This window comes from Pirellulales bacterium, from assembly GCA_019694455.1.
In the GTDB taxonomy this organism is placed as follows: Bacteria; Planctomycetota; Planctomycetia; order Pirellulales; family JAEUIK01; genus JAIBBY01.
The window spans coordinates 60,183-73,331 of the sequence record JAIBBY010000007.1 but is presented as its reverse complement, the minus strand read 5'-3'; the positions used below and the strand labels follow the sequence as shown (position 1 = coordinate 73,331).

11 protein-coding genes are annotated in these 13,149 nt (G+C 62.7%); 7 read left to right on the top strand and 4 right to left on the bottom strand.

Annotated elements, in window-relative coordinates; genetic code table 11:
- Positions 1 to 631 precede the first annotated feature (631 nt).
- On the top strand, positions 632 to 1,201 hold the full coding sequence (locus tag K1X71_04940) for a hypothetical protein (protein MBX7072472.1): 570 nt from the start codon (positions 632 to 634) through the stop codon (positions 1,199 to 1,201).
- A 52-nt stretch (positions 1,202 to 1,253) separates the two neighbouring features.
- A complete protein-coding gene (locus K1X71_04935; protein ID MBX7072471.1) occupies positions 1,254 to 1,922 on the top strand; it encodes a nitroreductase in 669 nt (222 codons plus the stop codon).
- Positions 1,923 to 1,933: 11 nt separating this feature from the next.
- Here K1X71_04935 and K1X71_04930 read toward each other — a convergent pair whose 3' ends face one another.
- The 3 genes from K1X71_04930 to K1X71_04920 all read right to left on the bottom strand — a co-directional run bounded on the left by K1X71_04930 (position 1,934) and on the right by K1X71_04920 (position 5,023).
- A complete protein-coding gene (locus K1X71_04930) occupies positions 1,934 to 2,950 on the bottom strand; it encodes a methyltransferase (GenBank protein ID MBX7072470.1) in 1,017 nt (338 codons plus the stop codon).
- A gap of 32 nt (positions 2,951 to 2,982) precedes the next feature.
- The gene (locus tag K1X71_04925) at positions 2,983 to 3,750 is read right to left on the bottom strand and encodes a 3-hydroxyacyl-CoA dehydrogenase (protein ID MBX7072469.1); all 768 of its coding nucleotides are present in this window, start codon (positions 3,748 to 3,750) and stop codon (positions 2,983 to 2,985) included.
- A 103-nt stretch (positions 3,751 to 3,853) separates the two neighbouring features.
- Positions 3,854 to 5,023, bottom strand: a complete 1,170-nt coding sequence (locus K1X71_04920) for a hypothetical protein (protein ID MBX7072468.1) — start codon at positions 5,021 to 5,023, stop codon at positions 3,854 to 3,856.
- A 445-nt stretch (positions 5,024 to 5,468) separates the two neighbouring features.
- Between K1X71_04920 and K1X71_04915 the strand changes: the two genes are divergently transcribed.
- The 4 genes from K1X71_04915 (at position 5,469) to K1X71_04900 (ending at position 10,055) form a co-directional block, all read left to right on the top strand.
- Positions 5,469 to 6,749, top strand: coding sequence for a serine hydrolase (locus K1X71_04915; GenBank protein ID MBX7072467.1), 1,281 nt, complete (start codon positions 5,469 to 5,471; stop codon positions 6,747 to 6,749).
- Between the two features lie 188 nt (positions 6,750 to 6,937).
- On the top strand, positions 6,938 to 7,309 hold the full coding sequence (locus K1X71_04910) for a hypothetical protein (GenBank protein MBX7072466.1): 372 nt from the start codon (positions 6,938 to 6,940) through the stop codon (positions 7,307 to 7,309).
- A gap of 173 nt (positions 7,310 to 7,482) precedes the next feature.
- Entirely contained in the window at positions 7,483 to 9,201 is a 1,719-nt protein-coding gene (locus K1X71_04905; GenBank protein ID MBX7072465.1) for a hypothetical protein, read from the top strand.
- Between the two features lie 62 nt (positions 9,202 to 9,263).
- Positions 9,264 to 10,055 carry an enoyl-CoA hydratase/isomerase family protein gene (locus K1X71_04900; protein ID MBX7072464.1) on the top strand — a complete coding sequence of 264 codons (792 nt, stop codon included), beginning with the start codon at positions 9,264 to 9,266 and terminating at the stop codon, positions 10,053 to 10,055.
- A gap of 5 nt (positions 10,056 to 10,060) precedes the next feature.
- Here the strand turns inward: K1X71_04900 and K1X71_04895 are convergent, their stop codons facing one another.
- Positions 10,061 to 11,473, bottom strand: coding sequence for an amidase (locus K1X71_04895; protein ID MBX7072463.1), 1,413 nt, complete (start codon positions 11,471 to 11,473; stop codon positions 10,061 to 10,063).
- A 151-nt stretch (positions 11,474 to 11,624) separates the two neighbouring features.
- On the opposite strand from K1X71_04895, the gene K1X71_04890 reads away from it, so the two are divergent.
- Complete coding sequence (locus K1X71_04890) at positions 11,625 to 13,142, top strand: glycerophosphodiester phosphodiesterase family protein (protein MBX7072462.1); 1,518 nt, start codon at positions 11,625 to 11,627, stop codon at positions 13,140 to 13,142.
- The last annotated feature ends 7 nt before the right edge of the window (positions 13,143 to 13,149 follow it).

Sequence of the window (13,149 nt, the reverse complement as noted above, 5' to 3'; positions counted from 1 at the left end):
TCGTGGCTAATGCGGAAGGCGACGTCGCTGCGACGCCGGCCGGTTGTTGGTCCAGTAATGCGCGTCATGCCCCAAGCCGCTGACGTCGATCGGCGGGACGTCAGTCGTTGGCTTTCGGCCGCATTCCCTGTAGCGCGATTGTCAAATGGCGCCGGTCGAACGTGTTGCGACGATCGGCGGAACATTGACGCCAACAAAGCCAGGGTAAACTGCGCTTTCCAGGACTTCAACCAACAAAGGTCGCGAATCGCCCGACTTGTTACACCCCCCATTTCGCAGGGGCAGAGGCGCCACGAACTTGCTGGCAAACGCTTGAAGCCGCCGCGATCATGGCCCCGCGCGCCAGGCGCATGCGACGCGTCGCATGGCGAAAAATCTGCGGTTGGTAGCGTTTCGGCCGGCTGGACTTCAACGAAAATAACGCTGGCGCGCGGGGGGCCGCGCGGGAAGCTGGCGGGAAAAGCTCCGCCCCTATTTGCGGCGGACCGGGACGTGGTTATTGTCGAATCTGTGGACGCGCTGGACCCAGTGCGCCCACCCAATGCCGCGAGGATGAGGACGCCTCGTAGGACCCAGGGAACGCGCGCCCCAAGACTTGGCGCCGCCCTCTTGTTGACCAAGGTTTCCATTCATGTTGCACTCGCCGAATCACAAGTCGGACGACGTCGACCAGATTTTGTTGAATGCCCAATTGCGCGACGAGCTAGAGCCATATCTCGACGACTCGCTCGTGGCGCTCAATCGCGACGAGGTTCCCACTTCGCGGGAGAACGAGTTTTTGGCCAGCATGCTGGCCTGGGAACGCGCTCCGGCGATTCCGATCAGCCGCTGGTTTGAACCGGAGTTGAGCCTGCCGGCGCCCGAAAGCCTAGACGACGCGGCGCTGCACGACCGGCTGTGGGAGACGGTGCAGCTTTTGTTCGACCAGCGCATTGTGCTGGACTTCACCGACCACCTCACCGATCGCCAGCTTTACACGCTGATCTATCGCGACATCCTGCCGAGCTTTGAGAAGCGCATTGAGGGATCGCCCGCCTGGCTGCATTGGGACTGCGCCGACGCCGGCAACGACGCCGACGCCTGGCTGCGCTACTACGCCAGCGAGGCGGAGCGCGAGGACTGGGCGGAGGACTCGGACGATTCGCTGCCTCCCAAAGAAGAACTGCCGTATCGGCGCAATTTGCCGCGCGGACCGCTATAACGGGCGGTAGCTGGACACACGCGACTCCACCTACCGCGCAGCGAAGCCGCACATGCACGACCTGGACGCCACCATCCGCGCGCGCCGCAGTGTGCGCGGTTTTATCACCAATCGCCCCGTGCCGCGCTCCGTGCTGCGCGAGGCGCTCGAATTGGCGCAGCGCGCGCCCTCGAACTGCAACGTGCAGCCGTGGCGAGTGTTTGTGGCCTCTGGCGCGCGGGTGGAGCGGCTGCGACAAACGCTGCGCAGCGCGATCGCGGCCGGCGAGACGCCGCAATCCGACGATCCCGTCGACGAGTTTCCGGGTGACTATCGCCGCTTGCAGGTGGAATGCGCGGTCGAGCTTTATCAAAAGATGGGAATTGAGCGCGGCGACCAGGCAGGACGGCTGCGGGCGTTTGTCCGCAACTTTGAGTTCTTCGACGCGCCGCACGTGGCCGTGGTGTGCATGGAAAAGTCGTATGGCCTCGGCGTAGCGCTCGATGTGGGCATGTGGGCGCAAACCTTTATGCTCGCCTTATGGGCCCGCGGTGTTAGTTCTTGCGCGCAGGCCAGCTTGCGGCTGTACCCGGCGATCTTGCGCCAAGAGCTTGGCATCGCCGACTCGCTGCGCGTGATGTGCGGCATCTCGTTTGGATACGAGGACGCTGCCGTGCCGGCCAACGCCTCGCGACAAACCCGCGAGCCGCTGGAGAAGAACGTGGTGTTCCTGGACGAGTAAGCGGTTCGCGTTCAGGCGGTCACGGCTTCGATCACGCTGACATCGGCCGTGGTGGGGATGATCCGCGACAGCTTCAAGCCAGCCGCGCTGAACAACTGGCGATACTCCGCCGCAGTGCGTTCCTTGCCGCCGGGCATGACGAGCATGTTCAGGTCGAGCATGGGGCCGAAGTTCGACTTGAGGTCATCGCCAAGGACGATCTCGATTAACAGCACGCGACCGCCGTCCGCCATCGCCCGGCGACAGTTGTCGAGAATGGCGATCGAACGTTCGTCGTCCCAATCGTGAATGATGTGCCGCATCAAATACGCGTTGGCGCCGGTTGGCACGTTCTGGAAGAAGTCGCCCCCCACGGCCCGACAACGATCGGCGATGCCCGCCTCGCGAAGCTTGTCGCGATTGCGATCGACCACATGCGGCAGATCGTACAACGTGCCGCGCAAGTTGGGATAGCGCGCGAGCACCATCGACAGGAGCGTGCCATTGCCGCCGCCGACATCGACGAGGTGATCGATGCCAGAAAAATCGTAAGCTTCGATCATGGCGGCCGTTTCGCGCCCATGAATGGCGGTCATGGCGGCGTCGAAATTAGCGCCGGCAGCGGGATGCTTGGCCAGATAGTCAAAAACCGGTTCGCCGTAAACATGATCGAAGGCTGGCTTGCCCGTTTGGAGGCTGTAGAGCAGTTCGCCCCAGGCGCGATGATGCTCCTCGCCGATCATGATGGCCATGGCGCGCTTCGAGTCGGGATGGCCTGCGCGAAGCAGTTCTCCGACCGGCGTCAGCGCGAACCGATCGCTCGCATCCTTCTTGAAGAGGCCCAGTCCGACCAACGCGCGCAGCAGGCGAAACAGCGGCTCGGCCAGCATGCCGGTTTCTTGAGCCAACTCGGCCGCGGTTTTTGGGCCGCCGGCGATGCGTTCGGCCAGGTCCAATTTGGCCGCGGCATAGATCGCCTGCGTGACCCACGAGGCGGTGAGCATTTGTTGCAACGACTGCGCAGGAGTCGGCGTGGCCGCGTTCGGCATGGGCGCGTACCCTTTGAATGAGAATGCGGGGACTACTTGGGGGCCATGCGAATGGCGCCGTCGAGACGGATGGTTTCGCCATTGAGCATGATGTTTTCCACGATGTGTCGCACCAACGCGGCGAATTCGTCGGGTTCGCCCAGCCGCGGCGGAAACGGCACCTGCTGGCCAAGCGACTGCTTGGCTTCATCCGGCAACATCGCCATCAGTGGCGTGTTGAATAGGCCCGGCGCGATCGTCACGCAGCGGATGCCAAAGCGGGCCAACTCGCGGGCAATCGGCAGGGTCATGCCGACAATGCCCCCTTTCGAGGCCGAGTAGGCCGCCTGGCCAATCTGTCCGTCGAACGCCGCCACCGAGGCGGTGTTGACGATCACGCCGCGCTCGCCCTGCGCGTTCGGCTGGCCCTGGCTCATGAGCGCCGAGGCCAGTCGAATTACGTTGAAGGTGCCGATGAGGTTCACCTTGATGACGACCGAAAACACCTCCAGGTTGTGCGGCCCGTCCTTGGCCAACACCCGCATCGCCGTGCCGATGCCGGCGCAATTGATCGCCCCTTGCAGCCCGCCAAACTCCTTGCGGGCCAGTTCCACGGCGGCCGTCACGGCGGCTTCGTCGGCCACATCGGTCTTGGCAAAGCGCGTCTTGGCGCCAAGTTCCTTGGCGAGCGCCGCGCCTAGTTCGTCGTTCAGATCGCAGATCACGGCGTTGCCTCCCGCCGCGACCAAGTTGCGGACCGTCGCCGCGCCCAGGCCCGAAGCGCCGCCTGTCACTAGAAACGTGTTGCCTTGCACCTGCATCGATCGAGTTCCCTTGTAGCGAATGAAAAGAGGCGCACCATCGCACATGTCGCCAGCGCGTAGAGGCTACTGCTTGAGCCGGCGCGTCGCAAGTCGCGCTGGACTAGAAGCGCTCGGCAACGTGCTCGAATTGCCGCGCGATGGAAGCCCGCGGAATCTCCACGGGCATGGGCTGCAGGTCGTAGGGAATCTCGCGCCCATGTGTCTTGATCGACTTGGTTTGCACGCTATTCGCCTGCGTGGCGCCTGGCGCGGCCGACTGCGCGCCGAATTGCCGCATGATCTGATTGATGGCCGGGTGCAGTTCGGTGCGTCCGTCGGCCAATTGATTGCCAATGGAATCGAACGATCCAACACAGACCACGCTGGAATACCGGTCATGGAACTCGTACGCCTCCACCCCCTTGGCGCGCAGCGCAGCGACCATGTCATGCGCGTCCTCGGCGGCATGCACCAACTTGCTGGTCATTTGCCGCCCGCTTTCGATTTCTTTGATCTTCTTGGGATCTATAATCACTTCGCCGGTGAACGTGGCCACGCGCACGCTGTAGCGCTTTTTGCAATCGAGCAGGCTGAATTTCAGCCCCTCGTTCATCTGCACGGTTTCGCGATCGAGGCCGTTGGGCACAAAGTACTCGCGCGGGAGCAACGGGTTGGTGGTGACGAACGCGTTACCCAGCGGACCGCGACCGGCTTTGACGTTTTCGATGAACGCCGACCGATTCTCGTCGACAAAGCCCGATTGAATCTGCTTCTGCATAAAGCGCAAGGCGGCGAGCGGTCGGCTGACCTGCTTGCCCTCTTTCATTTTGAGGCAGTCGGGCGAGAGTTCCTTGATGCGATCCAGGTCGCGCTGGGCTTGCGGATCGTCAACGGCGGGATAGTCGCCCACCAGCACGGCGATCTCGCTGATTTCCTCGCCGCTCTGATACTTCATCTTGCGCGGCTGACCGTTGCGGTCGTAACCCAGTGTGCCGGCGTCGGCCAGATCGATCGACATGGCGTGCATGTACGCCGGCAGTTTGTAGCGCTTGCGAATCTCCAGCACCAGCTCGCGGGCTTGCTTCTCCGCTCCGTCGCCGGAAAACGTCACCGCCAAGATCATCCAGGGCCCGTTCGTGTCCTTGAGCGAATAGGTCCTTTCTGGATTCGCATCGATCCGCTTGAAGCTGATCAGATCCCACGGCGCGGCAAGCGCGTCGCAGGCGAGCGCTGCCACCGTGCCGAGCAGCAAGCAACGGACCAGCGCCGTTCGCAATTTTATGGCTGACATCAAACTCAATTTCCGCGGTTTTATCGCGCGACTGGCTAGCGACTTTTAGTCCGCCCCAAGCGGGCGGGGAACGGTATCAAATGCCGCTGGGACGTTCCAGACCGCTTTGGCTCATGTCCCAGTCGGCAAGTGATTTTCCGCGTCCGTGCGCGGCCTCACCGCGGACTTGAATCTGCGGCCGCCGGAGGGGCCTTGCCCAGTTGGTAACTGTTCATTTCCCCACCATTGGGCAACTTGCTAGCTATTTGCATCTCATGTGCTAGAAACGACTAACACTCATCTCGTTCTCGGCTCGCGCCGCCAGTGCTCCTCCCAGGAGTTAGCGAGTCCGAGGGCAAATACCAACAGGAACCACATGCAGTCACACCACCTGTGGTGCGCGCTGGCGGTCAGCGTTGCGCCAACTCTCGCTCTTGCGCAGACTTACACTCGTAACTTTGATACCGTGACCTCTCTAGCACGCGACGCAGTAGCTGGCGCCAATGTCGCGGAGGCCGTGCCAGGATTCGAAATCTTGCTGATGCACCGCGGCGAGGTCGTTTTCAATCAGTCCTTTGGCTACTGGGCGAGCGGTCAATCGACGCATATCGATTCCGCAACCAAAACGTTGTCTGGCGCCGCAATCATGGCGCTGACCGACCAGCGGCCCGGCTTCTCGCTCGACTCCCGGCTGAGCCAGTATCTACCGCAATTCACCGACGCCAAGGCCGAGATCACCATTCGCGACGCGTTTGCGCATACGTCAGGTCTGGGCTACACGTCGTATGCGATCACCGATCCCGACCTCACCTTGCAGGAGTCGGCCAGCCAATTGGCTGCCGAGCCGATTTACTTTCCGCCGGGCACTGCGTTTGTGTATGGCGGCGTGTCGATGCAGGCGGCCGGCGCGGCGGCCGAGGTCGCCAGCGGCATGTCTTGGAACCAGTGGTTCCAGCAGCGCATCGCGGCGCCGCTGGGACTTGAGGTAACCGAGTACGCCAAGACCACCGAAAGCAACCCCTGGATTGGCGGCGGCGCCGTCAGCACGGCGCCCGAGTTCGCCCGGTTCATGGAAATGCTGCGCAGCGGCGGCGCGATGGACGGGCAGCAGGTGCTGTCCGCAAGCGCGGTGCAGGCTATGTTCACTCGCCAGACGGCGCTCGATGTGGATGTGCGCTACACGCCGCTCGGCGCGAGCGCGGACTATGGTGTGGGCGTGTGGCTCGACGAGCGCGATGCGCAAGGAAACCTCATTGGCGCGATGGCGGCCGGCGCACGAGGGTTCACCAGTTGGATCGACTTCGATGATGAGATGGTGGGCGTTTTCGCCACAGAATACACGCCGTTCGACAACATTCAGGCTTTGCAATACGCGATTCGGGCCGCGGCGGCCGCTGTGCTGGACGCGCCACTGGTTCAAGTGGGAGACGCCAATCTCGACGGCCGAGTCGACGGCGCCGATTACACCGCGCTGGCCGATCATCTCTATACGCTGAACCCCGGCATCGCGGGGGGCGACTTCAACCAAGATGGACTCGCCAATGGCGCCGACTATACCTTGTGGGCCGACGCGTTCTTTCCCTTGCCAGGGGGCGCGTTGGCCGTGCCCGAACCGGGCGCGTTGAGCCTGGCGGGCATGGCGGTCGGCACGCTGCTCATCGCGCGGCGAGCGCTTCAACGTGGAGGCGTCAGCGGGGGCATTTCTTCCTCGAAGACGGGTCGCTCTCGTCGGGCGGGCTCCAGTTGAGCGGGGCGAGCGCGGCCGCGGACAAACACCCAACTGGGGCGTCGCGATTGACTATCGCGCGGCTTCGACGATTGCGCGTCGGGAGTGGGCGCAAGCGCCGGCGGCGGCAACACGATTTCACCCTCTGGCTGAACGGGTGGATTGATAGCTGGCGTTGACTCCGGCGGCACTCCCCTGAATGGGAAGCCATGTTCATCGCGCGGCGCAAGCGCGGGTTGGGTGGGGACTGGATGAAATTTAGGAAAGTCTCCGTGTCCCGCAGGCGGCGCTTCTTCCTCGGCCGCGGACTCGGCGGCGCAATCATCGCATTGGCGGCGGCAGTCGCCACCACAGGCGCCGCAGCAGCCAGCGCCAAGACCCCAGTGGGCGCAGATGTGATCCAGTCCCAGCGACAAGGAGCAATTCAGCGACCGCATACATTGACACCCCATGCTCGACGCCAGGAGCGCTGCCAGCAGCAGGGTCGACGCGAAGGCTCGAAAATTGATGGGGTGTTTTCGCATCCGTGCGAACCAGGCATCTCGATGGCGATGTCGCCTGTTTCTTCTTTCGTCCGGTAGCCCCGGCAAGATTAGAAGAATCGACAGCGTCGCCGTAGGTTCAGCAATTTGCGTACGCCGCGTAGTCCACGCGGTAATCTGAGGCGACAGGGACTAGCGTGCTCAAATCTGTCCTGATACGCTCAACCGCTCGCAACCCTTTTTGTTTTCCCAGCTTGTGGAGTGCGGTGGACGTGAAACGCAGCATACTTGGGATCGCCATTGGTATCGCCTTGCTGGCAACTCGCGCGCCAGCGCAAGATCCGCAACCGGCGGCGCTCAAGCCAATGGTCGTGCTGGTGGCGTCTAGCTATCAGGGACTCATTGCCGATTTGCAGTTCATTGGCAAGTCGCTCAACGATGATTACTACATCGATCGCCTCAACGCGCTGGTGGACAAGGTCTTTCAGACCAAGGGACTGAAGATCAACAACCTCGGCGCGATCCATGCCGAGAAGCCGCTGGGGTTTGCGATCGTCACCGATGGCACGAACGTCATTCCGATCAGCATGATCCCGCTTTCTGGCGACGCGCAGCAACTGTTTGCCGCGCTGGCGCCACTGCTGGGCCCGGTGCAGGCAGAGGGAGAAATCTTTGCCGTCAAGCAGGGCCCGTTCGCAGGTCATGTGAAGGTCCAGGATGGCTGGGCCTATTTCGCGCAATCACCTGAGCATTTGGCGGCGCTGCCCGACCCTGCAATAGTGTTCGGAACGCTGCCGCAAAGCTACGACATGGCCATGCAATTCAATGCGCAGAACATACCAGAAGTGTTCCGCGATTTGGCCATCGACCAGTTGCGCGTCTCGCTGGAGAACGTGGGCGCCAAGGGCCCCGACGAGAGCGACGCGCAGTACGCGTTTCGTCAGCAATTGGGGCTATTGCGGTCGCAACTGGTGAAGCGGGGGCTCGGCGAGTCCGAGTCGACGACGATCGGCCTGACAATCGACGCGGATCAGAAAAACCTGCGGGGCGAAATGATCGTCAGGCCACTGGCCGAGTCGCCGTTGGCGGCGCACCTTGCCGAATTACACGATCTGAAAACCCGCTTTGGCAACGTGCTGGTGGCCGATGAGAAGTCGATCCCCTCGCTGCTTATGAATATGACCGGCCCGCTCGACAAGGGCTCGATCGATGAGTATGTGGGGCAGGTCAAAGCATACGGCGATCTGGTCGCCGCCATTCTCGACAAATCGACCGAGGTGAAATCGGACGAGGAACGCGCAATCCTCAAGGAGCTAGCGGCCAGCATGGTCGAAGTGGCGCGAGGCACTGTGGAATCGGGCAATCTGGACGTGGCCGTGCAGATGGTGGAAAAACCACAGCGCAGTCTGGTCGTCGCGGCCCGCGCGGCGGATGGCAGCAAGCTGCAGACGATTGTCGACAAGATTGGCGAACTGGCGAAGGGAGACCCCGGCTTTGCCTCGGTGAAATGGAACGAGGCTGATGCGGGCGGGGTGGCAATTCACAGTCTGAAACTGACGATCGAACCGAAGTCGCAGTTAGAGGAATTAGCCAAGCTCTTCGACGGCGAAATCAAGCTATCGGTGGCGGTGAAAGACGACAATCTTTGGTTCGCCGTAGGGAAGCAGGGAGTGGATTTGATCCGCCGCACGCTCCAGCTGAGCGAAGTGGACACCCCGCCGATGCAGGCCAAAATGAAATTGGCCCCTATCATGCGGATGGGTGGACAGCTCAACGAAGAACCACAATTGCGCTCGGCCATTGCGCTGCTAACCACGCAATTGCGTGGCGCCGATCACGCGCAGATGACGGCCACCGTGGAAGATGGCTCGCTCGTTGTTCGCGGAGAGGCGGGGCAAGGCGTGGTAAAGCTGATGGGCGCCGTGACTCAATTCGCGGGGCTCATTTTGGACATGCAGAAGACGAATTCGAAGCCACAGAAAGCCAAGTAGTTTCGCCCATCCGCGTCGTATTGCCGAGTCCGGTCCTCCTATTCTTCGCGAGCTTGCAAACCATGAGCGATGCCGTATTGGTCACCGCGGAAATGCGCGGCAAGGTGAAATGGTGCTGCTTCAATCGCCCCGAGGTGAAGAACGCCATTACACCGGAGTCGGCCGATCGGATGCGCGAGCAAATTGAGAGCGCGCCGGCCGAAGGGGCGCGCGTGATTGTCATCACTGGCAACGGCGGCTCGTTCTGCTCCGGCGCCGATCTCAAGGCGCTGGCGCCGGTGATGGCCGAATTCAAAGGGGTGAAGGAAATTCTGGTCAATCATTATCACAAGCTGGTGCGAGCGATGGTCGGCTCGCCCCTGCCGGTAATCGCGGCCGTGGGGGGCGCGGCGGCCGGCATCGGCAGCGACATCGCCCTGGCGGCCGACATTCGATTGGCTAGCGAACATGCCTTCTTCGCCGAAATCTTCGTGAACATTAATCTCGTCCCCGATGGCGGCGGCAGCTTCAACCTGCCGCGACTCGTGGGACTGGGGCGCGCCTTGGAGATGGCTTTCACCGGTCAACGTGTGCCGGCTCAGGACGCGGCCCAGTGGGGATTGGTCAACCATGTCTACCCGGCTGGGCAGTTTGAGAGCAAGGTGCAGGAGTTCGCCGCGCAACTCGCGGAAAAGGCGCCATTGGCCATGGCGCGCTCCAAACGCCTGATGCGCGCATCGGTCGACGGCGGCTCGTTAGAGGCGGCACTAGCGGCTGAGGCCGACACTCAGGAAGAGTTGATCGGCACGCACGATTTCCGCGAAGGGGTCGTCGCCTTCTTGGAAAAGCGCCCCGCGCGGTACGAAGGCAAATAAAGCGACTACATCGCCGCGGGCGGGTGGACCAGCGTCCAGTCGAACGCCTCCTGATACGCAGCGCTGAGGGCTAGTACGCGCGCCTCGTCGAAGCGGCCTCCAACGATCTGCAAGCCGACCGGCAGGCCGCTGGCGGACATGCCCGCCGGCAGGCTGGCGGCGGGCTGACCAGTCATATTGAACGGCACGCAATAGCTGAGCCAAAACAGGCTGCGCTGCGGCGCGCCGTTCAATTCCTTGGGACCCAGCGTGCCATTCTGTGGCGCGGTAATCGAGGCGGTCGGCGTGAGCAGCGCGTCGTATTGAGCGAATAGCGGCGCCAAGCGCTCTAAATAATCGTCGCGCGCCCAATTGGCGCGAATCAAATCCTGAAAGGTTAACCGCTGCGCTTGATCGTAGATCTTACGATTGGCGGGAAACACCGCGTCGCGCCAAGCCTCGCGCGCCGTTTCCATGGCGGTCGCCGCCTCGCAGAGCACAATTTGTTGTTGCGCCGGGCCCAGATCGGGCAGGTCCAGCGCCACTTCGTCGACCACGCAGCCCAGGTCTTCAAATCGCAGCGCTGCCTGTTCGCAAATTTCCAGCACCTCGGCGTCGGCCGCCAGATCGCCAAGCCGAGGGCACCAGGCCAGCTTCCAACCGCGAGGTTCATATCGACAGGCCGCCACAAACGATTCTGCAGGCGCGGGCAACGACTGCCGGTCGGCCGGATGAGGTCCCGATAACACGTCGAGCGCCAGCGCGGTGTCTAGCACATTGCGCGACAACACCCCCTGATGCGACAGCGACTCCCAACCGCGCGGGAAGGCCACGTGCGGAATGCGGCCCATCTGCGGCTTGAGACCATAAATGCCGCAAAATGCCGCCGGAACGCGAATCGACCCGCCACCGTCGCTGCCGGTGGCTAATGGCCCCATGCCACAGGCGACCGCTGCGGCCGAGCCACCGCTCGATCCGCCGGTATTACAATCCGCCTGCCACGGATTGTGCGAGTCGCCAAAAATGGAATTGGCCGTGAGCGGTACGAGGCCAAACTCCGAGGTGTTGGTCTTGGCAAACAGAATCGCGTCGGCGGCGCGCAACCGTTCGACAATCGGATGATCCCACTCGGCGACGAAATCTTCGTACAGCTTGCATCCAAACGTGGTGCGGACGTCGGCCATCAGGTGCAAATCCTTCACGCTCACCGGAACCCCTGCCAAGGGCCCCACCGGCTCGCCCGCCGCAATGCGACTTTCGAGGGCCAACGCCTGCGCGCGGGCCGATTCGTCGAGCCGAGTAATGAGTGCGTTGACGCGCGGATTTACGCGATCGGCCTGCGCCAATACAGCTTCCAATGGCTCCCGCGGCGACAGGCGCCCGGCGCGGACCTGCCGAGCGATCTCCGAGGCCGACATCCAGCACAGCTTGTTCGACATACTTGCTCCCAACAGTCGTGTGTTGGCCTATCGTACCTACTGCGAGCCAAGAACGACTAGAATGATCCGCAGTCGTCACCTACTTGGACCGCCCAACGCCATGCTGAATCCCGCGCTTTCGATCCTTGTTTCGCTAATAGCCGTGCCCCCCATGAGCGAGCCCCGGTATCCTTTTTTCGAACCGCTCGATCCCCCCAGACGCTGCCAGGTGATCGCTCATCGCGGGGCGGGGCTACTGGCGCCGCCGAACTCCCCGCCGGCCATTGAGCAGGCGATCGGCGACTTGTGCGAGTGGATCGAGATCGACGTGCGCTTGACGCGCGACGGACAACATGTGCTCTGCCATGCCGAGACGGTCGACGCGTGTAGCGATGGACACGGCCGTGTCGCCGATCTGACCTGGGATGAGATCAAGAGACTCGACACCGGCGCATGGTTCGCCAAGCGATACTCGGGAACTCGTATGCTCGGCCTTTCCGACTGCCTCTCGCTAACCAAGGGGCGAGCTAACTTGTGGCTCGACTGCAAGCAAATCGATCCGGCGCGGCTGCTGGAAGAAATTCACTCGGCGGATATGGAGCGGCAAGTACTGATCGCGGCGCCGCCCGATGTGCTGCGCAAGCTGCGCGAGCTATCCGGCGGGCGCATGGCCGTATCGCTGGCGTGGAGCGCCAACGCCGAATTCGAGAAGCAGGTCGACGAACTCAGACCCGCCGCGGTTGAGATCGCCGCCAGCGAGTTGTCGCGCGAGCGCGTCGCCCAGTTGCATGCGCGCGGCGTGCGCGTCATTGCCAACTGCCTCGGCGCCGCAAATGATTGTCGCGCCAACTGGTTGCTTGCCCTCGCCAACGAGGCCGATCTGGTGCAAACCGATTTGCCCGAGGAGTTTCTGGCGACCGACATCTTCCACCGCGAGCGTGCCTGGCCGGTGCAGTTCTCGTTGCACCGCGGCGCGCTGCGCTACGCTCCGGAGAACACCTTGCCCGCGTACGACAAAGGCGTTCGGCTGGGGGCGCACTATCAAGAATTCGACGTGCGCTCGACGCTCGATCAGCACTGCTATCTATTGCACGACGCCACCCTGAACCGCACCACCAGCGGCGAGGGCCCCATCTCGCAGGCACGCGCCGACGCGATCGAGCGACTGGACGCCGGCGGTTGGTTCGCCCCGCAATTTCGCGGCACTGGCGTGCCGTCGCTCGACGATTTTCTGGCACACATCCAAGAGCGGTCGCTGTTGTACTTCGACGCCAAAGCCATCTCGCCGGAGCACTTGGCGCGGGCGTTGGAGCGCCACAAGCTGACCGAGCGGGCCGTGGTTTTTCAGGGGCCGCAATACCTGGCACGGCTGCGCCGCTTGGCGCCAACAATCCGCGTCATGCCGCCGCTCTATCGGGCCGATGCGCTTGATGCGCTGGTCGAGCGATTGCATCCTTATGCGCTGGATGTGTCCTGGGAGGCGCTTTCGGCGGAATTGATCCGTCAATGTCATGACCGTGGAGTTCGCGTCTTCGCCGACGCGATGGGCGAGACCGATCGCGCCGAGTCGCACTTGCAGGCGATCGAATGGGGCATCGATCTCATCCAAACCGATCGGCCGACGCAACTGTACCGCGCGGTGGAACTTTATTGCGCCAAACATCCACAGCCGGCGGCAGCGGCCCATTGACACGACG

Excerpts from the sequence above, each read along its gene's own strand:
- K1X71_04940 (MBX7072472.1), top strand. The coding sequence starts at position 632 with ATGTTGCACTCGCCGAATCACAAGTCGGACGACGTCGACCAGATTTTG.
- K1X71_04930 (MBX7072470.1), bottom strand. The coding sequence starts at position 2,950 with ATGCCGAACGCGGCCACGCCGACTCCTGCGCAGTCGTTGCAACAAATG.
- K1X71_04925 (MBX7072469.1), bottom strand. The coding sequence starts at position 3,750 with ATGCAGGTGCAAGGCAACACGTTTCTAGTGACAGGCGGCGCTTCGGGC.
- K1X71_04910 (MBX7072466.1), top strand. The coding sequence starts at position 6,938 with ATGTTCATCGCGCGGCGCAAGCGCGGGTTGGGTGGGGACTGGATGAAA.
- K1X71_04890 (MBX7072462.1), top strand. The coding sequence starts at position 11,625 with ATGAGCGAGCCCCGGTATCCTTTTTTCGAACCGCTCGATCCCCCCAGA.
- K1X71_04935 (MBX7072471.1), top strand. The coding sequence starts at position 1,254 with ATGCACGACCTGGACGCCACCATCCGCGCGCGCCGCAGTGTGCGCGGT.
- K1X71_04920 (MBX7072468.1), bottom strand. The coding sequence starts at position 5,023 with ATGTCAGCCATAAAATTGCGAACGGCGCTGGTCCGTTGCTTGCTGCTC.
- K1X71_04895 (MBX7072463.1), bottom strand. The coding sequence starts at position 11,473 with ATGTCGAACAAGCTGTGCTGGATGTCGGCCTCGGAGATCGCTCGGCAG.
- K1X71_04900 (MBX7072464.1), top strand. The coding sequence starts at position 9,264 with ATGAGCGATGCCGTATTGGTCACCGCGGAAATGCGCGGCAAGGTGAAA.